This window comes from Micromonospora sp. WMMD558, from assembly GCF_049315255.1.
GTDB lineage: Bacteria > Actinomycetota > Actinomycetes > Mycobacteriales > Micromonosporaceae > Micromonospora.
Window position 1 is genome coordinate 4,111,713 of sequence record NZ_CP186061.1, and the last position, 22,371, is coordinate 4,134,083.

The 22,371-nt window shown below is 73.5% G+C and carries 24 protein-coding genes; 18 read left to right on the forward strand and 6 right to left on the reverse strand.

Annotated features, from left to right (window positions below; genetic code table 11):
• Positions 1-27: 27 nt before the first annotated feature.
• Complete coding sequence (locus tag ACN26Y_RS19610) at positions 28-1,275, reverse strand: family 16 glycosylhydrolase (protein WP_422733228.1); 1,248 nt, start codon at positions 1,273-1,275, stop codon at positions 28-30.
• A gap of 259 nt (positions 1,276-1,534) precedes the next feature.
• On the opposite strand from ACN26Y_RS19610, the gene rpmJ reads away from it, so the two are divergent.
• A complete protein-coding gene (gene rpmJ, locus ACN26Y_RS19615; protein WP_155331681.1) occupies positions 1,535-1,657 on the forward strand; it encodes a 50S ribosomal protein L36 in 123 nt (40 codons plus the stop codon).
• A 50-nt stretch (positions 1,658-1,707) separates the two neighbouring features.
• Here the strand turns inward: rpmJ and ACN26Y_RS19620 are convergent, their stop codons facing one another.
• The 4 genes from ACN26Y_RS19620 to shbA form a co-directional block, all read right to left on the reverse strand.
• Positions 1,708-2,055, reverse strand: coding sequence for a hypothetical protein (locus tag ACN26Y_RS19620; RefSeq protein WP_155334181.1), 348 nt, complete (start codon positions 2,053-2,055; stop codon positions 1,708-1,710).
• Positions 2,056-2,099: 44 nt separating this feature from the next.
• Complete coding sequence (locus tag ACN26Y_RS19625; RefSeq protein ID WP_422733229.1) at positions 2,100-2,546, reverse strand: hypothetical protein; 447 nt, start codon at positions 2,544-2,546, stop codon at positions 2,100-2,102.
• Positions 2,547-2,876: 330 nt separating this feature from the next.
• Positions 2,877-3,665 carry an anti-sigma-D factor RsdA gene (locus ACN26Y_RS19630; protein ID WP_422733230.1) on the reverse strand — a complete coding sequence of 263 codons (789 nt, stop codon included), beginning with the start codon at positions 3,663-3,665 and terminating at the stop codon, positions 2,877-2,879.
• On the reverse strand, positions 3,662-4,246 hold the full coding sequence (gene shbA / locus ACN26Y_RS19635; RefSeq protein WP_155331684.1) for an RNA polymerase sigma factor ShbA: 585 nt from the start codon (positions 4,244-4,246) through the stop codon (positions 3,662-3,664). The genes ACN26Y_RS19630 and shbA overlap by 4 nt, the downstream gene beginning before the upstream one ends.
• A 161-nt stretch (positions 4,247-4,407) precedes the next feature.
• On the opposite strand from shbA, the gene ACN26Y_RS19640 reads away from it, so the two are divergent.
• The 12 genes from ACN26Y_RS19640 (at position 4,408) to ACN26Y_RS19695 (ending at position 17,435) form a co-directional block, all read left to right on the forward strand.
• The gene (locus tag ACN26Y_RS19640; protein ID WP_155331685.1) at positions 4,408-5,400 is read left to right on the forward strand and encodes an ABC transporter ATP-binding protein; all 993 of its coding nucleotides are present in this window, start codon (positions 4,408-4,410) and stop codon (positions 5,398-5,400) included.
• Complete coding sequence (locus ACN26Y_RS19645; protein ID WP_155331686.1) at positions 5,397-6,164, forward strand: MlaE family ABC transporter permease; 768 nt, start codon at positions 5,397-5,399, stop codon at positions 6,162-6,164. The genes ACN26Y_RS19640 and ACN26Y_RS19645 overlap by 4 nt, the downstream gene beginning before the upstream one ends.
• 10 nt (positions 6,165-6,174) lie before the next feature.
• A complete protein-coding gene (locus tag ACN26Y_RS19650; RefSeq protein WP_196255924.1) occupies positions 6,175-6,969 on the forward strand; it encodes an MlaE family ABC transporter permease in 795 nt (264 codons plus the stop codon).
• Positions 6,970-6,971: 2 nt separating this feature from the next.
• Positions 6,972-8,261, forward strand: coding sequence for an MCE family protein (locus ACN26Y_RS19655; RefSeq protein ID WP_422734953.1), 1,290 nt, complete (start codon positions 6,972-6,974; stop codon positions 8,259-8,261).
• Positions 8,258-9,289, forward strand: coding sequence for an MCE family protein (locus ACN26Y_RS19660; protein WP_155331688.1), 1,032 nt, complete (start codon positions 8,258-8,260; stop codon positions 9,287-9,289). Before ACN26Y_RS19655 ends, ACN26Y_RS19660 begins: the two co-directional genes overlap by 4 nt.
• On the forward strand, positions 9,286-10,269 hold the full coding sequence (locus ACN26Y_RS19665) for an MCE family protein (RefSeq protein WP_155331689.1): 984 nt from the start codon (positions 9,286-9,288) through the stop codon (positions 10,267-10,269). The genes ACN26Y_RS19660 and ACN26Y_RS19665 overlap by 4 nt, the downstream gene beginning before the upstream one ends.
• Positions 10,269-11,495, forward strand: coding sequence for an MCE family protein (locus tag ACN26Y_RS19670; protein ID WP_155331690.1), 1,227 nt, complete (start codon positions 10,269-10,271; stop codon positions 11,493-11,495). The genes ACN26Y_RS19665 and ACN26Y_RS19670 overlap by 1 nt, the downstream gene beginning before the upstream one ends.
• A complete protein-coding gene (locus ACN26Y_RS19675; RefSeq protein WP_422733231.1) occupies positions 11,492-12,889 on the forward strand; it encodes an MCE family protein in 1,398 nt (465 codons plus the stop codon). Before ACN26Y_RS19670 ends, ACN26Y_RS19675 begins: the two co-directional genes overlap by 4 nt.
• Entirely contained in the window at positions 12,886-14,124 is a 1,239-nt protein-coding gene (locus ACN26Y_RS19680; protein ID WP_422733232.1) for an MlaD family protein, read from the forward strand. The genes ACN26Y_RS19675 and ACN26Y_RS19680 overlap by 4 nt, the downstream gene beginning before the upstream one ends.
• Before the next feature lie 23 nt (positions 14,125-14,147).
• Complete coding sequence (locus tag ACN26Y_RS19685; RefSeq protein ID WP_155331693.1) at positions 14,148-14,915, forward strand: hypothetical protein; 768 nt, start codon at positions 14,148-14,150, stop codon at positions 14,913-14,915.
• Between the two features lie 26 nt (positions 14,916-14,941).
• Positions 14,942-15,451, forward strand: a complete 510-nt coding sequence (locus ACN26Y_RS19690; protein ID WP_155331694.1) for a hypothetical protein — start codon at positions 14,942-14,944, stop codon at positions 15,449-15,451.
• 151 nt (positions 15,452-15,602) lie between these two features.
• The gene (locus tag ACN26Y_RS19695) at positions 15,603-17,435 is read left to right on the forward strand and encodes an AMP-dependent synthetase/ligase (protein WP_155331695.1); all 1,833 of its coding nucleotides are present in this window, start codon (positions 15,603-15,605) and stop codon (positions 17,433-17,435) included.
• Between the two features lie 19 nt (positions 17,436-17,454).
• Here ACN26Y_RS19695 and ACN26Y_RS19700 read toward each other — a convergent pair whose 3' ends face one another.
• The gene (locus ACN26Y_RS19700) at positions 17,455-17,916 is read right to left on the reverse strand and encodes a MarR family winged helix-turn-helix transcriptional regulator (protein ID WP_155331696.1); all 462 of its coding nucleotides are present in this window, start codon (positions 17,914-17,916) and stop codon (positions 17,455-17,457) included.
• A gap of 70 nt (positions 17,917-17,986) precedes the next feature.
• Between ACN26Y_RS19700 and ACN26Y_RS19705 the strand changes: the two genes are divergently transcribed.
• From ACN26Y_RS19705 to ACN26Y_RS19725, 5 genes are all read left to right on the forward strand, one after another.
• Positions 17,987-18,427: an SgcJ/EcaC family oxidoreductase gene (locus tag ACN26Y_RS19705; protein ID WP_155331697.1), complete on the forward strand. Its 441-nt coding sequence runs from the start codon at positions 17,987-17,989 to the stop codon at positions 18,425-18,427.
• A 143-nt stretch (positions 18,428-18,570) separates the two neighbouring features.
• Complete coding sequence (locus tag ACN26Y_RS19710; RefSeq protein WP_155331698.1) at positions 18,571-19,569, forward strand: metallophosphoesterase; 999 nt, start codon at positions 18,571-18,573, stop codon at positions 19,567-19,569.
• A gap of 172 nt (positions 19,570-19,741) precedes the next feature.
• A complete protein-coding gene (locus ACN26Y_RS19715) occupies positions 19,742-20,641 on the forward strand; it encodes an alpha/beta hydrolase family protein (RefSeq protein WP_155331699.1) in 900 nt (299 codons plus the stop codon).
• Between the two features lie 207 nt (positions 20,642-20,848).
• Positions 20,849-21,634, forward strand: a complete 786-nt coding sequence (locus tag ACN26Y_RS19720; RefSeq protein WP_155331700.1) for an ABC transporter ATP-binding protein — start codon at positions 20,849-20,851, stop codon at positions 21,632-21,634.
• Positions 21,631-22,371: an ABC transporter ATP-binding protein gene (locus ACN26Y_RS19725; RefSeq protein ID WP_422733233.1), complete on the forward strand. Its 741-nt coding sequence runs from the start codon at positions 21,631-21,633 to the stop codon at positions 22,369-22,371. Before ACN26Y_RS19720 ends, ACN26Y_RS19725 begins: the two co-directional genes overlap by 4 nt.

Sequence of the window (22,371 nt, forward strand, 5' to 3'; positions counted from 1 at the left end):
GCGCGGAGGGCCCGATCACCGTCCCGGTCAGGCGCGGGACCACTTCTGGTTGGCGCCGCCGGTGCAGTCCCACAACTGGAGCCGGCCGCCGTTGGCGCTGACCCAGTCCCGGACGTCCACGCACCGGTTGGAGCTGAGGTTGACGAGGTCGCCCGAGCCGTTGAGGGTGAACCGTTGCGCCGGGTTTCCGTTGCAGCTGACCAGGTTGACCTCGGTACCGTTCGCCGTGCCGGCCCACGCCGGGTCCATGCACTTGCCCATGGCCCGCACCGTGCCGTCGGTGGCGAACGTCCACGCCTGGGCGGCGGTGGTGTTGCAGTCCCAGATCTGCAGCTTGGCGCCCTCGACCGGGTTCGCGCCGGGAATGTCGACGCAGCGGCCGCTGTGCTGGCCACGGATGCGCGTGGTGGTGCCGCCGCCCGAGGTGTAGCCCGAGACGCGGACGTAGTCGACGAGCATCTGCTGCGGGAACTGGGTCGAGGCGTCCGGGTAGCCGGGCCAGTTTCCGCCGACCGCCACGTTCAGGATCATGAAGAACGGGTGGTCGAACACCCACCGGTTACCCCCGAGCCGGCTCGGGTCGACGCGGTGGTACTCGACGCCGTCGAGGTACCAGATGATCGAGTTGGGCTCCCAGTCCACCCGGTAGGTGTGGAAGGCGTCGGCCAGCGGCTGGCCGATGGTGCGGCTGCCGGTGATGCCCCCACCGCCGGAGTACCCCGGGCCGTGGATGGTGCCGTAGACCGTGTTCGGCTCCCGGCCGATGTTCTCCATGATGTCGATCTCGCCGGCGGCCGGCCAGCCGACGCTGCCCATGTCGTTGCCGAGCATCCAGAACGCGGGCCAGATGCCCTGCCCGCGCGGGACTTTGATGCGGGCCTCGAAGCGGCCGTACGCCTGGGTGAACGTGGCGGCGGTGAGCAGTCGGGCGGAGGTGTACTCGCACCGGCCGTAGTGGCACTGGTAGTTGGCCGGGTTCTCGCGGCGTGCCGTGATGACGAGGTTGCCCTGGCCGTCGTGCACGGCGTTGCTGGTGCTGTTGGTGTAGTACTGCCGTTCGTTGTTGCCCCAGCCGTGGCCGCCGATGTCGAACCGCCACCGGCTCTGGTCGACCGGCGTGCCGGCGGGGGCGTTGAACTCGTCCTGCCAGGTGATCCCGCCGATGGCGGCTGTGGCCGGGCCGGCGGGCGCTGGCAGGACGAGGGACGCGGCGAGTGTGACGGCGGCGACGGCGGCGACGAGCAGTCGCCGCCCGAGGGGACGGGCTCTGCGCATGGGGATCTCCGTGGTCGGTGGTGGACGTCGGTCTGTGCACGGGCCTCCACCGCGGCGCGCCGTCACCGTGGAGAGGGGCCTGAGAGCGCTCTCCTGAGCGAAGTCTGTCGATGCCCGAAACATCTGTCAAGACTGTTACCAATGCATGTCCGGCCGGCGTCCGGGACGCATGGCCGATTCGGCTCCGGGTACGCGTCGAGCGGCCGCAGCACGCCACGCGGCCGGAGTGTCGGCAGCCGCCGGGAAGGGGTGGACCACGATGAAGGTCCGCAGCTCGCTGCGTTCGTTGACGAGGAAGATGAACTCGATCGTGGTGCGCCGTCGCGGTCGGGTCTACGTCATCAACAAGGCCGATCCGCGACAGAAGGCCCGACAGGGCTGAGCCGCGCCGCCACGACACCCGCGCCGGCGGTGCCGTCCGCCGGGCCGTCGCTACCGGTCGAGCTTGCGCCGGTCCTCGCGGACCGCGTACCGGATGGCACGGATGGTCGCGTCCGGCGCGAAGATCAGCGCGTACCAGCGGTCGAGCATCGCGCGGAGTTCGGCCACCGTCAGCTGGAGCCGGCGGGCCCGTTCGTCGGACGCCCGCAGCAGTTCCCGTGCGGACTGTGCCTCCGCCTCCAGTTCGGTCACCCGCGCGCGCATCGGCTGCACCAGCGTCAGGGCGGTGTCGGTGAGCATGTCCGCCGCCTCGGCCCGGAACTTGCCGCGCTGCACCATCACGGCGGCGATGGCGGCCAGGCCGCCGGCACCACCGAGGACGCCGAGGACCGACAGCACGATCTGCACCCAGTGGGGAGCGGCGTTGGTCGCGGGCGAGGGTGTCACGGGAGCCTGCCGAAGGTGTTGCCGGGATAAGGTTGCCGCGGCCGGGCCAGGGCACGGAGGTCACGCACGATCTCCGCCGACCGCCACCACGACCCGATCGCCACCGCGGTGACGAACGACGCGGCCGCGACGGCCATCCGGCCGGAGAACGCCGCCAGCGAGACCGCGTACATGCCCGCGAGGGTGCCGAGCATCAGCATCGACGCCAGTTCGATGCCCAGAGCGGTGGAACACCGGCCCGGCCACAGCAGCCCGGCGAGCCCGACCAGCCCGGCCACGACCAGCCCGAGCTCCCAGCCCAGGCGAACCGGCCCCGGCATGGCCACCTCCACCGACGGTGGGCGGACCTCCAGGGTGATCATCAGGACGCCGCACACGGGAGCGGTGACGACGACCGCGTTCTGGAACGGCTGTCGGTTACGCCAGATCCGCATCTTCGGCACCGCGGCTCCTCCCGCCGGATCCGCCGCCGCTCGGCCTGCTCCGAAGGGTCGGCTCGCGCGGTAACGGGATGTGACGGCTCGCGTCGTTGGTGGCCGGTACTCAAGTCATATCACCCGCACGCGTGGCCACCAAGTGTCAAGACCCGACAATGCGCAGGTCAAGAGCGTTCTGGCGGGGGTGGGCAGGCCGCCGCCGGCGCCGTCGGCCGGGGTTGCGCCACGTCGCTGATCGTCACGGAGCGTCGATGATGGACGGGTGCGGTGCGTGCGATGTGGAGGGGCCCAGGGTCGGTTGGCGAGGCCCTCGACCGAGGACGTCGACCCCCGGCCCTAACCGAGGAGGTCCAGGGTGGGCAGCGGCAGCCCGGGCAGCGACGACTCGGCCGGATCCGCACTCAGGTCCGGCAGGACCGGCAGTTCGGGCAACGGCACCACGACCAGCGGCGACGAGGACGGCCGTGGCGACGGCGGCGGCGTCGACGTCGGTGCCTGCGGTCCGGTGCCGCCCGGGGGCGACGGCGACGTCGTGGTCGGCGTGGGCGACGGGCCGGGGGCCGCGGGCGTCGGCACCGTGCCGGCCGGCGCGGGGCGCAGCGCGTCGATCTCCGCGGCGAGGCGGCGGGCGGTGGACGGGTCGTCGACCGACGCGAGGCGCCGCCGTGCCTCGTCGAGCAGGTTCCGTGCCTCGTCCGGGCGGCCGGCGGCGAGGGCGGACCGGGCCTGCCGGATCGTGTCCTCGATCAGCCGGACCTCGGCCCGCTCCGGGTGCAGCACCTGGGTCAGCGCCCACAACGGACTGCTCGGCCCCGCCTCGCGGCTGCCGATCCCGAGCCCGGTGACGACGCCGGCGAGCACGACGGCGGCGGCCGCGACCCGGACGAGCGGCCGTCCGAGCCGTACCCGTCGGGGCGACGCCGGCGGGAGCGCGGGCACCGCGGGGCGGACCGGCTGCTCGTCGACCGCGTCGCCGAGGTCGTCACGCCAGGCGGCCAGCATGGTGGCGAGGTCGTCCCCCTCCGGCGCCGGGTCACCGCGGCCGAGCGCGTCGAGCAGCTCGTCGTCCCGGGCGATCGCCGCCAGGTCGATCTCGCCGCCGCTCTCCGGCGTCCGCCCGCTCATGCCGCCACCTCGCCAAACGCGTCGCCTGCCAGGGTACGGAGGCGGGCCAGCGCCCGGGACTGGGCCATCCGTACCGCCGCCGCCGTCATCCCGACGATCGTGCCCACCTCGTCGGCGGAGAGCCCGACCGCGACCCGGAGGAGGACGATCTCGCGCTGCATCTCGGGCAGCCGGTCGAGCAGCTCGGACAGCCGGCGGGCCAGGTCGGTGGCGACCGCCCGCTGCTCCGGGCCCGGATCCGCGTCCGGGTGCTCCGGTGGCGCGTCGTCGGCCGTGACGGTGGCGGCGCGTACGGCGGCGCGGTGGGCGTCGGCGACCTTGTGCGCGGCGATGGCGTAGACGAACGCCGAGAACGGCCGCCCCTGATCCCGGTAGTTCGGCAGGGCCCGCAGCACCGCGAGGCAGATCTCCTGGGCGACGTCGTCCGCGGTGGTGTACGCCCCGCCGATGCGGCCCAGCCGGGCCCGGCAGTAGCGCACCAGCCCCGGGCGGAGGCCGGCGAGCAACGCCGCGACGGCGGCGCTGTCACGGCGGGCCGCCCGGCGGACGAGCTCGGCCTCGGGCTCGGTCGTCGTCGTCATCGGATTGGAAGACACCTCTGTTACCGGCGAGTTAACCGGCACGCTATCGAGCCCGGCCCGGTTTGCCTAGCCCGACCAGGGTGGCCGCATGGCTGCGCAAAGTAGTTGTTGCGTTCGGGCCGACGGCCGCGATGTCTCCAGTAGCGAGGTGGGGAGGCGACGTGGGCGTCGAAGTGGCCGTACGGGGACTGACGAAGTCCTTCGGTGGTCAGCCGGTCTGGTCGGACATCAGCCTGACCCTGCCGGCCGGCGAGATCTCGGTGCTGCTCGGCCCGTCCGGCACCGGGAAGTCGGTGTTCCTCAAGACCCTGGTGGGGCTGCTCCGGCCCGACCGGGGGGACATCCTGATCGAGGGCCGCAACCTGCCCCGGCTGCCGGAGCGCGAGCTGTACGAGGTGCGGAAGCTGTTCGGCGTCCTGTTCCAGGACGGCGCGCTGTTCGGCTCGATGACCATCTACGACAACGTGGCCTTCCCGCTGCGCGAGCACACCCGCCGGTCGGAGTCGGAGATCCGGACGGTGGTCACCGAGAAGCTCGACATGGTGGGCCTGGTCGGCGCCGAGAAGAAGCTGCCGGGGGAGATCTCCGGCGGGATGCGCAAGCGGGCCGGGCTGGCCCGGGCGCTCGTCCTCGACCCGCAGATCGTGCTCTTCGACGAACCCGACTCCGGGCTCGACCCGGTCCGCACCGCCTACCTGAACCAGCTCATCATCGACCTCAACCAGCGGACCGAGGCGACGTTCCTGATCGTCACCCACGACATCAACACCGCCCGGACGGTCCCGGACAACATCGGCCTGATCTACCACGGTCACCTGGCCATGTTCGGGCCCCGGGAGATGCTGCTGTCCAGCACCGAGCCGGTGGTGCGGCAGTTCCTCAACGCCCAGCGGATCGGCCCGATCGGCATGGCCGAGGAGAAGGACGCCGAGGAGTTGCGGGCCGAGGCGCAGGCCGGTGCCGAGCTGCCGCCGCTGCCACCCATCCCGCCGCAGCTCCAACCGTCCGACGGGCGGCGGCGGCGAGCCGAACGACCACCCGGCCAGTGGTGCCGCGACCACGGTGTCGTCCCGCCGCCCGGCTCCTTCGCCGGGCCGGACGGCCGGCCGAGCCTCGAACCGCCGGTCCTCACCCGCGACGGGGCGCCCGGATGAGCGGCACGGCGGTCCTGCGCGAGACCGGCCACTTCTTCGCCTTCTGCCTGGACACCCTCCGGGGACTGGGCCGGCGACCCGTGCAGGTCCGCGAGTTCGTCCAGCAGGCCTGGTTCATCAGCTCGGTGTCGATCCTGCCGGCGGCGCTCGTCTCGATCCCGTTCGGCGCGGTGATCGCGCTCCAGCTCGGCTCCCTGGTACGCCAGCTCGGCGCGCAGTCCTTCACCGGCGCCGCGTCGGTCCTGGCCGTCGTCCGCGAGGCCGGGCCGATCGTGACCGCGCTGGTGATCGCCGGCGCCGGTGGCTCCGCGATCTGCGCCGACCTCGGCTCCCGCCGCATCCGGGAGGAGCTCGACGCGATGCAGGTGCTCGGCATCGACCCGATCCACCGGCTGGTGGTGCCGCGCGTGCTCGCCTCGATGCTGGTGGCCGTGCTGCTCAACGGCCTGGTCAGCGTCGTCGGGGTCAGCGGCGGCTACCTGTTCAACGTGGTCATGCAGGGCGGCACGCCGGGCGCGTACCTGGCCAGCTTCCAGGCCCTCGGACAACTGCCCGACCTGCTGGTGGGCGAGGTGAAGGCGCTGCTGTTCGGCGCCGCCGCCGCGCTGATCGCCTCCTACAAGGGAATGACCGCCAAGGGCGGCCCGAAGGGCGTCGGCGACGCGGTGAACCAGAGCGTCGTGCTCACGTTCATGGCGCTGTTCGCCCTGAACTTCGTGGTCACCGCCGTGTACTTCCAGGTCGTACCGCAGAAGGGGAGCTGACGTGCCGGCGCTGCGACACCTCGACGACCTCGGCGGGCAGCTCGCCTTCTACGTGCGGGCGTTCGCCTGGACGCCGCGCACCGTACGCCGGTACAAGCGGGAGGTCGTCCGCCTCCTCGCCGAGGTCAGCTTCGGTACCGGGGCGCTGGCGGTGCTCGGTGGGACGGTGGGCGTCATCTGCTTCCTCACCTTCTTCACCGGCACCGAGGTGGGACTCCAGGGCTACCAGGCGCTCAACCAGATCGGCAGCAGCGCCTTCACCGGCTTCATTTCCGCGTACTTCAACACCCGGGAGATCTCGCCCCTGGTGGCGGCGCTGGCCCTGTCGGCGACGGTGGGCTGCGGGTTCACCGCACAGCTCGGCGCGATGCGCATCTCCGAGGAGGTCGACGCGCTGGAGGTGATGGCGGTGCCCTCGCTGCCGTTCCTGGTCACCACCCGGATGATCGCCGGGTTCATCGCGGTCGTCCCGCTGTACGTGATCGGGCTGCTCTCCAGCTACCTCGCCACCCGGACCATCGCGGTGTCCTACTTCGGGCAGTCGGCCGGCACGTACGACTACTACTTCCACCTGTTCCTGCCGCCCGGGGACGTGCTGTGGTCCTTCGGCAAGGTGCTGGTCTTCAGCGTGATCGTCGTCCTGGTCCACTGCTACTACGGCTACACCGCCAGCGGCGGGCCGGCCGGCGTGGGCATCGCCGTCGGCCGCGCCGTCCGCCTGGCCATCGTGGCCGTCAACATCGTGGACTTCTTCCTGTCGCTGGCCATCTGGGGCGCGACCACCACCGTCCGGATCGCGGGGTGACCATGAAGAATCGCATCCTCGGCGTCGTCTTCATCGCCGTGCTGACCGCGGCGCTGACCGCCTCCGTCCTCCACTACCACCGGGCCTTCACGCCGGTCGCCTGGGTCACCCTGCACACCGACCGCGCCGGGTTGCAGCTCAGCGACGGCGCCGACGTCAAGGTACGCGGCGTCGTCGTCGGCGACGTGCGTTCCGTGCGCAGCGACGGCGGCGGGGCCACCCTGCGGTTGGCGCTCGACCCGGCCCTGACCCGGCGGATCCCCGCCGACGTGACCGCCCGCCTGCTGCCGAAGACGCTCTTCGGCGAGCGGTACGTCGAGCTGGTTCCGCCCGAGGCGACCAGCGCCGGACCGATCCGCGACGGCGCCGTCATCACCCAGGACCGCAGCCGTACCGCCGTCGAGCTGGAACGGGTCCTCGACGAGGCGCTGCCCCTGCTCCAGGCCGTCCGCCCCGACCAGCTGGCCGTGACGCTCGGCGCGCTGGCCGCCGCCCTCGACGGCCGCGGCGAGCAGCTCGGCGCGAACCTCGACCGGCTCGCCGCCTACCTGAAGCAGCTCAACCCCGCCCTGCCCACCATCGAGGAGGACATCCGGACGCTCGCCGTCGTCCTCGACGGGTACGACGCGGCGCTGCCCGACCTGCTGGCGCTGCTGCGGGACGTGACCGTCACCGCCCGTACCGTCACCGACCAGCGCGGCCAGCTCGCGGCGTTCCTGGCCGGGACCACCGGCACCGCCGACGTCACCCGGGGGTTCCTCGACCGGCACGGCGACCAGCTCATCCGGCTCGGCCAGGTCAGCCGGCCGGTCCTGGAACTGCTCGCCGCATACGCCCCCGAGTACCCGTGCCTGATGCGAGGGCTGGTCGCCCTGCAACCGCGGGTCGAGGAGGTGTTCGCGGGCGGGCGGATGCGCATCACCCTGGAGGTCACCCGGGACGGCGGCAAGTACGAGCGCGGGCGCGACGAGCCGGTCTACGGCGCCGGCGGCGGACCGGACTGCCACGGGCTGCCCCGACCGGGGACGCCCGCCCCCGAGGTGCCGATCGACGACGGGTACGACTACTCCGGCGACCGTCCCCGCCCGCTCCTGCCGGTCGGCGTACCGGCTCCGGGCGCCGCCGCCCCGGCCGCTCCGGTCGAGATGGGACGCGCCGGCACGACGGAGGAGCAGGACCTCGTCGGCCCCATCGTCGGCGCCGTCACCGGCACCCCGCCGGTGGAGGTGCCCGACATCGCGGTCCTGCTGTGGGGTCCGCTGCTGCGCGGCGCGGTGGTGAACACGCGATGACCGGGAAGACCACCGCCTCGCTGCTCAAGCTGAGCCTCTTCGCCGCCGTGACGCTGCTGCTCACCGCCCTGCTCGCGCAGACCCTCGGCGCGTTCCCGGCCGGCGGCCCCACCTACCGCGCCCGGTTCACCGACGCCACCGGGCTGCTGCCCGGCGACGACGTGCGTATCGCGGGCGTCCGGGTCGGACAGGTCCGCGGCATCCGGGTGGTCGACAACACCGTCGCCGAGGTGTCCTTCACCGTCCGCGACGACGTTCCGCTGGCCACCGGCGTCCGCGCCAAGATCCGCTACCGCAACCTGGTCGGCCAGCGCTACCTGGCGCTGACCGAGGGCCCCGGCGACCGCCGGCCGCTGCGACCCGGCGGGCTCATCCCGATCGGGCAGACCACTCCCGCGCTGGACCTGACCGTGCTGTTCAACGGGTTCCGTCCACTGTTCACCGCGCTCGACCCGCAGGACGTCAACAAGCTCGCCCACGAGATCATCCAGGTGCTCCAGGGGGAGGGCGGCACCGTCACGAGCCTGCTGGACCGCACCGCGTCGCTGACCAACACGCTCGCCGACCGGGACGCCGTCATCGGCCGGGTCGTCACCAACCTCAACACCGTCCTCGGCACCCTCGCCACCCGCGACCGCGAACTCGACCAGGCGATCCGGCAGCTGCAGCAGTTCGTCTCGGGACTGTCGGCCGACCGGACCGCGATCGGCGAGGCGCTGGTCAGCATCGGCGACCTCACCACCGCCACGTCGGCGCTGCTGGAGGACGCGCGACCACCCCTGGCGGCCGACATCCGGGCCCTCGACACGCTCGCCGGCACCCTCAACCGCAACGCGGCCGTCATCGACGGCACCCTCGGCCGGCTCCCCGACCGGTACCAGTCGCTGACCCGGGTCGCCTCGTACGGGTCGTGGTTCAACTTCTACCTCTGTGACTTCGACGGCCGGGTCACGGCCGGCGGGCAGACCCTGAATCCCGTGACGTTCAGCGCCCCGGCCGCCCGGTGCGCGACCGGAGGCAGCCGATGAGACCGTTCCGGGAACGCAATCCCGTCGCCGTGGGCGCCGTCGGCCTCGCGTTGGTCGGCGCCACCCTGCTCGGCGCCTTCCAGCTGGACCGGCTCGCGGCGCTGACCGGGCGCGCCTACCAGGCGGCGTTCACCGACGCCAGTGGGCTGGCGGTGGGCAACGAGGTCCGCGTCGCCGGCGTGCGCGTCGGCAAGGTCACCGCCGTGGAACTGGCCCGGGACACCCGCCCGTACGTGCGGGTCCGCTTCCGTGTCGACGACGACGGCGTACGCCTCGGCGACCGGACCGCGGCGACGATCCGGATCAAGACGGTGCTGGGGCAGAAGTACCTGGCGCTGGCGCCCGACGGCGGGGGACGGCTGCCCGAGGGCGCGCAGATCCCCCTCGAGCGCACCGCCGCGCCGTTCGACGTGGTGCAGGCCGTCACCGGCCTCGCCGACACCCTCGACACGATCGACACTGACCAGCTCGCCGCCGCCTTCGCCACCCTGTCGGAGACGTTCGCCGACACCCCCGGCACGGTCAACGCCTCGCTGGTCGGGCTGTCCCGGCTCTCCCGTACCGTCGCCGACCGCGACGCCGAACTGCGCTCGCTGCTGGCCCGCGCCCGGACGGTCACCGACGTGCTCGCGACCCGGGACGAGGAGTTCCGCGCGCTGGTCACCGACGGCGAGGCGCTCCTGGCGGAGGTGCGGCGCCGCCGGGACGCCATCCACGAGCTGCTCGTCGGCACCAACGACCTGGCCACCCAGCTGTCCGGTCTGGTCGCCGACAACCAGGCCCAGCTCGGTCCGGCCCTGCGCCAGCTGCGGGACGTGGTCGCCATCCTGCAACGCAACCGGGACGACCTCGAACTGACCGTCCAGCGGATGGCGCCGTTCGTCAGCGCCTTCGCCAACGTGGTCGGCAACGGACGGTGGTTCGACTCGTACGTGCAGGGGCTCGTCCAGCCGTTCCAGCCCACGACGGGAGGACGCTGATGCCCGACACCGTACGCCGCTGGCGCCGGCCGGTCGCCGCCGCGACCGTGCTGGTCACCGTGGCCGCCGCCGTCGCGGTGCTGCGTCCCGGTACGCCGCCCCGCCGGCTCGTCGCCCAGTTCACCGGCACGGTCGGCGTGCACCCGGGTTCCGACGTGCGGGTGCTCGGCGTCCGCGTCGGCGAGGTGGTCGAGGTGCGACCGCAGGGCCGCACGGTCCGGGTGACCATGCGCTACGACCGGGAGGTGCAGGTGCCGGCCGGCGCGCAGGCCGTGGTCGTGCCGCCCAGCGTGGTCAGCGACCGCTACGTGCAGCTCACCCCCGCGTACGCCGGCGGCGCCGTGCTCGCCGACGGCGCCGAGATACCCGTCGAGCGCACCGCCACCCCGATGGAGATCGACGACATCTACCGGGCGCTCGACGACTTCAACCGTGCGCTCGGTCCGCGGGGCGCCAACGCCGACGGCGCCCTGTCCGATCTCGTCGCCACCGGCCGTGCCAACCTGGAGGGCAACGGCGACGAGCTGCACGACACCCTCGACGGGCTCTCCCAGGCGTTGACCACGCTCGCCGACGGGCGGCAGGACCTCTTCGGCTCGGTGGCCAACCTGCAACGCTTCACCACCGCCCTGGCCCGCAGCGACCAGCAGGTCCGGGCGTTCAACCGGCAACTGGCCGAGGTGGCCGCGCAACTGGCCGGCGAGCGGGACGAGCTCGCCGCCGCGTTGCGCAACCTGGCGACCGCGCTCGCCGACGTCACCACCTTCGTCCGGCAGAACCGCGACCTGCTGACCGCCGACGTCGCCGCCCTGGCGGACGTCACCGGCGTGCTGGTCCGCCAACAGCAGGCCGTCATCGACATCCTCGACGTCGCCCCGCTCGCGCTGAACAACCTGGCGCTGGCCTACAACCCCCGGTCCGGAACGCTGGACACCCGGGACAACGTCCTCGGTCCCTACGATCCCGCCAGCTTCGTCTGTTCCCTCCTGGTCGACCAGACGCCCGCGACGGTGCCCGCGACGTGCACCGCCCTCGCGCAGACCCTGCACGCCCGCAAGCTTCCGATGACCGATCAGCTCCGGAAGCTGCTCAAGCTGCCGCCCGGCGCGACCCGCCCGGCGCCACCGGCCACACCCTCACCGGTGGCGCCCGGCGCGGCGGTGCCGTCGCCCGCGCCGGGCGGCCCCGACCTCACCCTCGGCGGCATCCTGCGGGGGCCGGCATGACCCGCCGGATGCGCCGCACCCTGGCCGCCACCCTGGCCGTGGCACTGCTGCCCGCCGGCTGCGGGTTGCCCGAGGTGACCGAACTGCCGCTGCCCGGCGGAGCGCCCGACGGCCGCGGCTACCGCGTCACCGCCGAGTTCCGCGACGTGCTGGACCTGGTGCCCCAGGCGGCCGTGAAGGTGGATGACGTCACGGTGGGCAGCGTCGAGAGGATCTCGCTGTCCGGCTGGACCGCGCAGGTCGTTCTCCGCCTCGACGCCGACGTCCGACTCCCGGCCAACGCCACCGCCGCCGTCCGGCAGAGCAGCCTGCTGGGGGAGAAGTACGTGACGGTGGCCCCGCCGTCCGGCCCGCCCGCCACCGGTGCCCTCGCCGACGGCGATGTCATCCCGCTGTCCCGCACCACCCGGGGCGTCGAGGTCGAGGAGGTGCTCGCCGCCCTCGGCCTGCTGCTCAACGGTGGCGGCCTGGCCCAGTTGCGCACCATCAACCAGGAACTCGCCACGGCCCTCGACGGGCGGGAGCCGGCGGTGCGGGACGCGCTGCGGCAGCTCGACACCTTCATCGGCGGCCTGGAGCGGCAGAAGACCGACATCGTCCGGGCCGTCGAGGCGCTCGACCGGCTGACCGGCCGGCTGGCCCGCCAGCAGCAGGTGATCGGTGCCGCAGTCGACTCGCTGGCCCCCGGCCTGACCGTGCTGGAGGAGCAGCGGGCCCAGCTCACCGGCGTCCTCACCGCGCTCGGCGACCTCGGGCGGGTCGGCACCCGGGTGGTCGAGAGCAGCCGCGCGGACACCGTGGCCAGTCTGAAGGCCCTGAAACCGATCCTGGAACAGCTGGTGCGCGCCGGCGACGACCTGCCGAAGTCCCTCGACTTCATGCTGTCGTACCCGTTCCCGCCGAACGTCACCGGCGCGATCGTCGGGGACTTCGTCAACCTGGCCGTGACCGCCGACCTGGACGCGGCCGGCATCCTGGCCAACCTGGTGGCGGCGGCCCCGCCGCCCGCCCGCCCGGCCGCCCGGCCGGGCCAGCCGGCTGCACCACGCCCCCCGGGCGGCGTCCCCGTGCCGAAGCCCGGCGGCACGGGGAACCTCGACCTGCCCCTGACCGAGTGCCTGCCCGACCCGGACAACTTCCCGGCGACCTGGGTCCCGTCGGCGAAGTGCCTGCTGCCCGAGGGCTGCACGCTGCTCAAGCCGGGTTCGCCGGTGCCCGTCGGCGGGCTGGTCCTCCCCAAGGGACTGGTGCCGGCCGGAACGGCGTTTCCCGAAGGGACGGAACTGCCCGCCGGAACCGTCCTCACCGCCGACTGCCTGCTCCCGGTCACCGGCGAGATCCTCGGCCAGGTCGGCGACCTGCCGGACGTCCTCGGAGGGGGGCTGCTGCCGTGATCGGACGGTCGACCCGGCTCAAGGTGCTCGCGTTCGTGGTGGTCAGCCTGCTCGGCGTCGCCTACGTGGGCCTGCGCTACGTCGGGCTCGGTGACACGCTGCTGGGCGGTGGGTACCGCGTCCACCTCGACCTCGTCCGGGCCGGGGGGATCTTCCCCCACGCACCGGTCACCTACCGGGGTGTTCCCGTCGGCCGGGTCACCGCCGTCGAGCTGCGCGACGGCGGTGTCCGCGCCGACCTGCGGATCGACCGCGGCGTACGGATCCCCGACGACCTCCGTGCGGTGGTCGCCCAGCGCTCCGCCGTCGGAGAGCAGTACGTCGACCTGCGGCCGGAGCGCGACGGCGGGCCGTACCTGCGCGACGGGGCGGTGATCCCGGCCGACCGGACCGGCGTGCCGCTGCCGCCCGAGGTGCTCCTGACGAACCTGGACGCGCTGGTCCGGTCGGTCGGCCCCGAGGACCTGGCCGTGGTGATCACGGAACTCGGCACCGCGTTCGAGGGCAACGAGGCGGCGCTGGCGCGGCTCCTCGACGCCGGCGACGCGCTGCTCGCCGACGCCACCGCCGCGCTGCCGGAGACCCTCGCGCTGATCCGCGACGGCCGGACCGTCCTCCAGACCCAGGCCGAGTCGGCGGAGGCCCTGCGCCGCTGGGCCGCCGACCTGGCGGCGCTCGCCGCCACCGTCCGGGCCGCCGATCCCGACCTGCGCCGGCTGCTCGCCGTCGGACCGCCCGCCGCCACCGAGGTCACCGCGCTGCTGCGGGGACTGGAACCGACCGTCGGCACGCTGCTCGGAAACCTCGTCACCGTCAACGGCATCGCCGCCCGACGGCTGCCGAACATCGAGCACCTGCTGGTCGTCTACCCGATCACCGTCTCGGGCGGCTTCACGGTCACGCCGGGCGACGGCACCGCCCACCTCGGCCTGGTGCTCAACGCGAACGACCCGCCGCCCTGCCGGTACGGCGACGGCGGCCGGCAGTGCAGCGCGAAGGACCGGGCGGCCGGGGCGGGCGTACGCGGGTCGGCCAACGCGCCACGGGCGGGCGGCCGGCCGGCTCCGGCCCCCGCCGCCCCGCCGCCCGCGTACGCGGCGGGATTCGACCCGGCGACCGGGCTGGTGCTCGGCAGCGACGGGCGGCCGTTGCAGTTCGGCGCGGCCGGCGGCCAGTACCGGATGGCGGGGGACCAGTCGTGGAAGCACCTGCTGCTCGCCGGGGTGACCCCGTGACGGACCGATCGAAGGAGGTTGCCGTGCCGACCCGGAGGGACCGCACGCTGAAGGTGATCAAGGGAAGCAGGTCCGGTGCGGCCGGGCGGCCCGCCCAGCGCCGGGTGGTCCTGCGGTCGGTGCGGACGCCGATCGAGGACGTGCTCGAGCGAATCGACCAGGAGCCGGCCGAGGACGCGGCGGTCGGCGGCGTCCCGACCGGGCCCGCCGATCCGGAGCGGGTCGAGGACCGGCTCGAGGCGGCCGACGCGCCCGGCGACGATCCCGCGGCGGCGGGCGACTTGGCCCCGGCGTCCGCGGGTCCCGGCCGCCGTCGCCTCCTGGTCGGGCTGCTCGTCGCCCTGCTCGCCGGGTCCCTCGCCCTCGCCGGCCTGTACGGCCACCGCTGGTACGGGCACCGGGCGCTGGAGGAGGCCCGCCAGGGCGCGCTCGCCGCCGCCAAGCAGACCAGCGTCGACTTCGTGTCGGTGAGCGCGGCCAGTGTGGACCGCGACCTCCAGCGGATTGTGGACGGGGCGACCGGCGAGTTCAAGGACGAGTTCACCCGGGGCCAGGCGCAGGTCCGGACGGCGGTGGTGGAGAACAAGGTCGAGTCGCGGGGTTCCGTGTTGCGGGCCGGCCTGGTCACCGGTGACCGCCGCCGGGCGGTCGTGCTGGTCGCCGTGGACGCCACCGTCAAGAACGCGAAGGCGCCCGCCGGCCGGGCGGCGCACTACCGGATCCAGCTGGACCTGGTCCACGACCGGGGCTCGGGTCAGTGGCTGGTGTCCCGTCTGCAGTTCGTCGGGTGACACCGGCGCCGACCTTGGGAGGACATATGCGCATCCGGAATCTCCGGCCGTGGCGCCGGGGCCGCCGCCTGTCCCTGGTGCCGGCGCTGGCGGTGGCGATCGCGCTGGCCGCCGGCACCGCCGCCGTCGGCTGGCAGCGGGACCGTGCCGGCACCCGCACCGACACCGCCGCGAGGCAGGCCCTGGCGGTCGCCCCGGCCGCGGCGAAGGCGATCTTCTCGTACGACCACCGCACGTTCGACGAGAGCGTGGCGAACGGCCGCGGCTTCGTCACCGGGCCCTTCGCCGACGAGTACGCGCGGACCACCGCCGCGTTGCAGCAGACGGCTGTGAAGCAGCAGGCGGTCGTGCTGGCGGAGGTGTCCTCGGCCGGCGTGGTCACGGCCGGCCCGGCCCGGGTCGAGCTGCTGGTGTACCTCAACCAGTACCGGCGCAACGTCACCACGGCCGGGGAGAAGGTCGACCAGAACCGGGTGGTGCTCACCCTGGTCCCGGTCGACGGCGAGTGGAAGGTGTCGGCGGCGGTCGCGATCTGAGCTCGGGCCGGTGGGGCCTTCTACCACGCGTCCCCGTGGCCGGGGCGGGTTTCGCCGATAGCCGCCGCCCGGGCCGGTGGCGGCGGCAGCATGACCGTACGGCCGGCTGCCGTGTCCGGTGTGCCGGGAGCGCAGCTGGTGGGGGGTCGACGTGCAGGACGTCGCTGTCGCGCCGCTGGACGTCGGGGCGGTGGTGCCGGGGCTGGCGGAGCGTGTGTGGGTCAACGCCCGGGAGGCTCCGCAGGCGGTGCAGTTCGTACGCCCCGCGCCGGTGTCGCGCGCGTGGCCCGCGCCGCGGTCGGTGCAGGGTGGCGACCTGCCGGTGACGTGCGAGCAGTTCCGGGACGACGTCCTCACGCTGGCGCGCGGTTTCGTTGCCGCCGGCGTGGGCCACGGTGACCGGATCGTGCTGATGAGCCGTACCCGGTACGAGTGGACCCTGGTCGACTACGCCCTGTGGGCGATCGGGGCGGTGCCGGTGCCGGTGTACGAGACGGCCAGCTCGGACCAGGTCGGTTGGATCCTGTCGGATTCGGGCGCGATGGGCGCCGTGGTGGAGTCGGCGAGCCACGGGGAGATGGTCGCCGCCCTGCGGCACGGCCTTCCGGCGCTGCGTGACGTGTGGCAGATCGACGCCGGTGACCTGATCGCCCTCGCCGGCCAGGGGCGCACCGTCGACGACACGCGGATCGACGACCGGCGCAAGCGGGTGACCGGCGGTGACGTCGCCACGATCGTCTACACCAGCGGCACGACGGGGCGCCCGAAGGGTTGCGTGCTGACGCACCGCAACATCCACTGCGACGTGACCGCCGCGGTCGCGGCGCTGTCGCGGCTGCTGTACCCCGGGGCGTCGACGGTGCTGTTCCTGCCGCTGGCGCACATGTTCGCCCGGTTGATCCAGGTGGGGGTGGTGCAGAGTCGCGCGACCATGGTGCACAGCGCCGACGTCGCCGGGGTGCTGGAGCAGCTGCGCCGGCACCGGCCGACGTTCATCCTGGCGGTGCCGCGCGTCTTCGAGAAGATGTACAACCGGGCCCGGCAGAAGGCCGAGGACGCGCGGCGCGGCCGGCTGTTCGCCCTCGCCGACCGGGTGGCGGTGCGGTACAGCCGGGCCCTCGACCGGCCGCGCGGGCCGAACCCGCTGCTGCGGCTGGCCCGGGCCGTGTTCGACCTGCTGGCGTATCGGAAGCTGCGGGCGGCGCTCGGCGGGCGGTGTCGGACGGCGATCGTCGGCGGCGCACCCCTCGGCGAGCGGGTGGGGCACTTCTTCCGGGGTGCGGGAATCCAGGTCCTGGAGGGGTACGGCCTCACCGAGACGTCGCCCGCCCTCACGGCGAACCTGCCGTCGGCGCAGCGGATCGGCACCGTCGGCCGACCGCTGCCCGGCGTGGAGATCCGGGTCGCCGACGACGGCGAGGTGCTGGCGCACGGCGACGTGGTGTTCCCGGGGTACTGGAACAACCCGGACGCCACCCGGGACACCTTCACGCCGGACGGGTGGCTTCGCACCGGTGACCTCGGCAGCCTCGACCCCGACGGCTTCCTCCGGCTCACCGGCCGCAAGAAGGAGATCATCGTGACGGCGGCCGGCAAGAACATCGCACCCGCGCCGATCGAGGAGGCCGTCCGCGCCCATCCGCTGGTCAGCCAGTGCATGCTCGTCGGCGACGATCGACCGTACGTGGCCGCGCTGGTCACCATCGATGCGCAGGCGTGGCCGCGGTGGCGGTCCGCCCACGGCCGGCCGGACGCCTCGGTCGCCGACCTGCGGGACGACCCCGCGCTGCGCGGCGAGATCCAGGAGGCGGTCGACCAGGCCAACCAGACCGTGTCCCGGGCCGAGCAGGTCAAGACCTTCGCCATCCTGCCGCGCGACTTCACCGAGGCCGACGGCGAACTGACCCCGACCCTGAAGATCAAGCGCGGCGTCGTCGAGGAGCGCTTCCGGTCGGACGTCGAGGCGCTCTACCGCGGCCACTGATCCGTCCGGCGGTCGGAGGTCAGCGGCGGGGCCGGGTACGGATCTGCCGGGTGGCGGCGCGGAACGCGGGTGCGGCCCGCTCGAAGTAGTCGAACAGGACGTCGAGCTGCTCCGGCGTGTACGCGGTGAGCACCTCGGCGATCCGTTCGCGCGCCGGGCTCACGACCTCGTCGATGCGCCCGAGGGCTTCGGGGACGGGCGCCACGACCACCTTTCGGCGGTCGGTGGGGTCCGCCGTGCGGCGGGCGTAGCCGGCGCGTTCCAGCCGGTCGATGAGGCGGGTGGTGGCGCCGGTGGTCAGCCCGATCCGGGTGGACAGGTCGCCGGACGTGAGCGGTCCCTCCAACGTGATGACGCTGAGCGCGTGCCACTCCGACGGGTGCAGCCCGGCCGCTTCGGCCCCGGCCATCCCGTGCAGGCCGACCGCGTCGAGGTACCGCCGGAAGATGGCGTGCCGCTCGTCCCAGGACTGCCTTGCCATGCCGATGGACCTCCTCCTATTATCTGCATGCGCGCAGATACTGTTTCTGTGCAGACACCTTGGAGGGATCATGCCTGACGACCGTACCGCCGTCACCTCCGTCATCGGCGCGCTGGTGGACGCGTGGAACCGGCAGGACGCCGAGGCGTACGGGCGGCTCTTCACCGAGGACGCCACGTACGTCACCTGGGTCGGCACGCACTACCGGGGGCGGCGTGACATCGTGGCGAGCCACCGGGCGCTGTTCACCAGGTTCGTCAAGGGAACGAAGCTCGCCGACGAGATCCTCGACCTCCGGTTCTTCGGGCCGGACACCGCCGTGGTCACCGGTCGCGGCGAGATCTACAAGGGCGACCGCCCGGGCAAACTGACCAAGGTGCAGACCTACGTGCTCGTCCGCACCGCCGACGGCGGCTGGCGGATCGCCGCCTTCCAGAACACCAAGCGGAAGCCGCTGATGGAGGCCGTCTCGTTCCGGTTCGCGCCGGACCTCATTCCCGCCGGTCGGTAGCGGCGGGCCGCCGCGAAACCTGACTACTCTTCGTGGACACGCCCACCACGCACGGTCATGGCGGGGTTCCGGGGTGCGGCCGGCGGCCTGCCGTAGCATCCCCGGGAGCCGGCGACCGCCGGTGACCTGGTGGGAGGTGTCCGATGCGGATAACGCGGACCATCGTGGCGGCCGTCGTGGTGCTGACGGCGGGCGGCCTCGCGGGCGTCGCCAACGCGGTCGAGTCGCCACCGTCCACGCTGCCGACCGGCACCCTCCGGGCCGCCGCCGACACCCGGTTCGGGTTCGCGGTCGTGCCGGACACCCAGGAGGAGGTGCTGAGAGCGGACGACCCCCGGTTCCGGCAACGCTCCGACTGGCTGGTCGCCAACCGCTCCGCGTTGGACCTGCGGTTCGTCACCCACATCGGCGACGTGGTCAACTTCGACACCCCCGACCACGTGCAGTACACCCGCGCCCGGGACGCGCTGCGACCGCTGGAGAGGGCCCGGCTGCCGTACTCCCTCGCGGTCGGCAACCACGACGGCCAGGTCTACGGCCCGGACGGCAAGCGGCGCAGCCCCGCCGGGCCGTTGCTGCGCGACACCACGGTGTTCAACCGGTACTTCACCGCGGACCGCTTCGGCGCCGTCCGGGGCCAGTTCGAGGCCGGCAAGGTCGACAACGCGTACGCGACCTACGAGGCCGGCGGCGTGCGGTGGCTGGTGCTGACCCTGGAGCCGTGGCCGCGCCGGGCGGCGGTCGCCTGGGCCCGGAACGTCGTCGCCGCCAACCCGAGGCACAACGTCGTCGTCGTCACGCACCACTACCTGGAGGCCGACGGCACGATCGGGCGCAGCCCGGCCCACGGGTCCACCAGCCCGCAGTACCTGTTCGACAACCTGATCTCGCGCTACCCGAACGTCCGCCTCGTCTTCTCCGGTCACACCGGCAGCGCCGCGTACCGGGTCGACACCGGCGTGCACGGCAACCGGATCCACTCGTTCCTCCAGGCGTTCCACTCCCGACGGACCAACCCGGTCCGGCTGGTGGAGGTGGACACCGCCGCCGACTCGCTGCGCACGTGGATCTACGCACCGCGCACGGCGGAGGCGTTCCCGGCACACGACCGGACGCTCACCGGCCTCCGCCTGATCCGCTGAGGTAGTCCGGACCAGCGGTCCGGGGCGGCCGGCCACCGGCCACCCCGAGCGTCCCGGCCTGCCCGGCGCCGTCCCCCCGGGGACCGGTGATTTTGCCGATGTGGCGTCGGCGACCAGGCCAAAGACTGACGTACGTCGATAACACTCCAACCCTCAGCAGGGAGTACCCGACGTGCGATCACCCACCACCACCCGTACCCGTACCTCCGTGTCCGCCCTGACGAGGGTGGCCGTCGCGGCCGTCCTCGCCGTCGGTGGTGCCCTGGCCGTCCCGGCCGGCGCGCAGGCCGCCGAGAACCCGTACGAGCGCGGCCCGGCGCCGACCACCGCGATCCTGGAGGCCAGCCGCGGCCCCTTCGCCACCTCGTCGTTCAGCGTCTCGTCGCTGAGCGTCAGCGGCTTCGGCGGCGGGGTCGTCTACTACCCGACCAGCACCAGCGAGGGCACCTTCGGGGCGATCGCCATCTCGCCCGGCTACACCGCCTCGTGGTCCAGCCTCAGTTGGCTCGGGCCGCGGATCGCCTCGCACGGCTTCGTGGTCGTCGGCATCGAGACCAACAGCCGCTTCGACCAGCCGGCCAGCCGGGGCGCCCAACTGCTCGCGGCGCTGGACTGGCTCACTGAGCGCAGTTCGGTGCGGGGCCGGATCGACGCCACCCGGCTCGCGGTGGCCGGGCACTCGATGGGCGGCGGCGGCAGCCTGGAGGCCGCGGCGGACCGGCCGTCGTTGCAGGCCGCGGTGCCGCTCGCCCCGTGGAACCTGGACAAGACCTGGTCGGAGGTGCGCGTACCGACGCTGATCATCGGCGGCGAGTACGACAGCATCGCGTCGGTCTCCTCGCACTCCGAGCCGTTCTACGCCAGCATCCCGTCCTCGTCGGAGAAGGCGTACCTGGAGCTCAACGGCGCGGACCACTTCTTCCCGCAGACGACCAACACGCCCATGGCCCGGCAGATGGTGGCGTGGTTGAAGCGGTTCGTCGACAACGACACCCGCTACGAGCCGTTCCTCTGCCCGGGCCCGACCGGGTTCGCCATCGAGGAGTACCGGAACACCTGTCCGCACTCCTGAACGTGCTCCGGGGCGGTCGCCGGTGTGCGGCCGCCCCGGCACGTCGCCGACCGGCTCTTCCGCCCCGGTCGCTGATGACGGCTAGACGCATTAGCAGTGCAACTTCCTGGCCTCACGAGGCCTTCTGGCGGCGACGGGCTTGACGGTCAGGCCGAGAAACATACACTGCCAGTGTAATAATCGGGACCCCGATGCGAGGGATGGGCGATGGAGCAAGGGCTTGCGCTGCACCACGTCGGGGTGCGCTTCGGAGGCCTCACCGCCCTCGACGACGTCTCGCTGCGGGTGGCCCCCGGCCAGGTGGTCGGCGTGATCGGTCCGAACGGAGCCGGTAAGACGACGCTGTTCAACGTCCTCTGTGGCTTCGTCGGCCCGCACGAGGGCAGCCTCACCCTCGACGGCCGTCCGTTCCGGCCCCGGCCGCACCGGCTCACCCGGCTCGGAATCTCCCGCACCCTCCAGGGGACCGGCCTGTTCGCCGGGCTCACCGTCCTGGAGAACGTCGTGGCCGGTGCCTCCCACGCGGCCCGGGCCGGGTTCCTCGCCGCGCTTCTCGGCCTGCCCCGCAGCGACCGGGACGAGCGCCGGCTGCGCCGGCACGCCCTGGCCGTCCTCGACACGCTCGGCGTCGCCGGGTACGCCGACGCCGTACCCGGGACCCTGCCGTTCGCCGTACGCCAACGGGTCGCCCTGGCCCGCGCGCTCGCCGCCCGCCCCCGGCTGCTCCTGCTCGACGAGCCCGCCGGCGGCCTCGGTGGCGAGGACATCGCCGAGCTGGCGGAGCTGATCCGGGAGCTGCCCCACCGCGACACCGACCCGTGCGCGGTGCTGCTGGTGGAACACCACATGGACCTGGTGATGTCGGTGTGCGACGAGATCGTCGTCCTGGACTTCGGCCGGGTGGTCGCCACCGGCACGCCCGAGGCGATCCGCGACGACCCGGCCGTCGCCGACGCGTACCTCGGCGCGGCCGTCGACGAGGCGGCGGCATGACCGCCGCGAGTGCGCAGCCCGGCACCGACCTGCTCGCCGTGCGGGGCCTGGTGGCCGGGTACGGGGCGGCGCCGGTGCTGCACGCTGTCGACCTGCGCGTGCCGGCCGGCGCCATCGTGGCCGTCGTGGGCGCCAACGGAGCCGGCAAGACCACCCTGCTGCGCGCCCTCTCCGGCATGCTGCGCCCCACCGCCGGTCGGATCCTCCTCGACGGCGAGGACCTGCGCGGCACCCCCGTCGAGCAGCTCGTCCGGCGCGGCCTGGCGCACGTCCCCGAGGGACGTGGCGTGATCGGCGAACTCACCGTCGAGGAGAACCTGCGCCTCGGCGGGCTGTGGCGGCGGGACCGGGCGGACGCAGCCCGCGCCCACGACGAGGTCTACCAGTTGTTCGAGCCGCTGGCCCGGCGCCGGCGGCACCTCGGCCACCAACTCTCCGGCGGCGAACGGCAGATGCTCGCCCTCGGCCGCGCGCTGGTCGGCCGGCCCCGCCTGCTGCTGCTCGACGAACCCTCGCTCGGCCTGGCGCCGCGGGTGGTCGCCCAGACCATGACCCTGCTGCGGCAACTGCGCGACCGCACCGGGCTGGCCGTGCTGCTCGTCGAACAGAACGTCCGCAGCGCCCTCGGCGTCGCCGACCACGGCGTCGTGATGTCCCTCGGCCGGGTCGTCACCACCGCGCCGGCCGCCCGGCTCCGCGACGACGCCGACCTGCGCCACGCGTACCTCGGATTCTGA

Bases quoted from the DNA above. Each gene is read 5' to 3' on its own strand.
- ACN26Y_RS19690 (WP_155331694.1), top strand. From the start codon at position 14,942: ATGCGCATCCGGAATCTCCGGCCGTGGCGCCGGGGCCGCCGCCTGTCC.
- ACN26Y_RS19660 (WP_155331688.1), top strand. From the start codon at position 8,258: ATGACCGGGAAGACCACCGCCTCGCTGCTCAAGCTGAGCCTCTTCGCC.
- ACN26Y_RS19710 (WP_155331698.1), top strand. From the start codon at position 18,571: ATGCGGATAACGCGGACCATCGTGGCGGCCGTCGTGGTGCTGACGGCG.
- ACN26Y_RS19700 (WP_155331696.1), bottom strand. From the start codon at position 17,916: ATGGCAAGGCAGTCCTGGGACGAGCGGCACGCCATCTTCCGGCGGTAC.
- ACN26Y_RS19720 (WP_155331700.1), top strand. From the start codon at position 20,849: ATGGAGCAAGGGCTTGCGCTGCACCACGTCGGGGTGCGCTTCGGAGGC.
- ACN26Y_RS19725 (WP_422733233.1), top strand. From the start codon at position 21,631: ATGACCGCCGCGAGTGCGCAGCCCGGCACCGACCTGCTCGCCGTGCGG.
- ACN26Y_RS19630 (WP_422733230.1), bottom strand. From the start codon at position 3,665: ATGAGCGGGCGGACGCCGGAGAGCGGCGGCGAGATCGACCTGGCGGCG.
- rpmJ (WP_155331681.1), top strand. From the start codon at position 1,535: ATGAAGGTCCGCAGCTCGCTGCGTTCGTTGACGAGGAAGATGAACTCG.
- ACN26Y_RS19665 (WP_155331689.1), top strand. From the start codon at position 9,286: ATGAGACCGTTCCGGGAACGCAATCCCGTCGCCGTGGGCGCCGTCGGC.
- ACN26Y_RS19670 (WP_155331690.1), top strand. From the start codon at position 10,269: ATGCCCGACACCGTACGCCGCTGGCGCCGGCCGGTCGCCGCCGCGACC.
- shbA (WP_155331684.1), bottom strand. From the start codon at position 4,246: ATGACGACGACGACCGAGCCCGAGGCCGAGCTCGTCCGCCGGGCGGCC.
- ACN26Y_RS19655 (WP_422734953.1), top strand. From the start codon at position 6,972: ATGAAGAATCGCATCCTCGGCGTCGTCTTCATCGCCGTGCTGACCGCG.
- ACN26Y_RS19705 (WP_155331697.1), top strand. From the start codon at position 17,987: ATGCCTGACGACCGTACCGCCGTCACCTCCGTCATCGGCGCGCTGGTG.
- ACN26Y_RS19675 (WP_422733231.1), top strand. From the start codon at position 11,492: ATGACCCGCCGGATGCGCCGCACCCTGGCCGCCACCCTGGCCGTGGCA.
- ACN26Y_RS19610 (WP_422733228.1), bottom strand. From the start codon at position 1,275: ATGCGCAGAGCCCGTCCCCTCGGGCGGCGACTGCTCGTCGCCGCCGTC.
- ACN26Y_RS19645 (WP_155331686.1), top strand. From the start codon at position 5,397: ATGAGCGGCACGGCGGTCCTGCGCGAGACCGGCCACTTCTTCGCCTTC.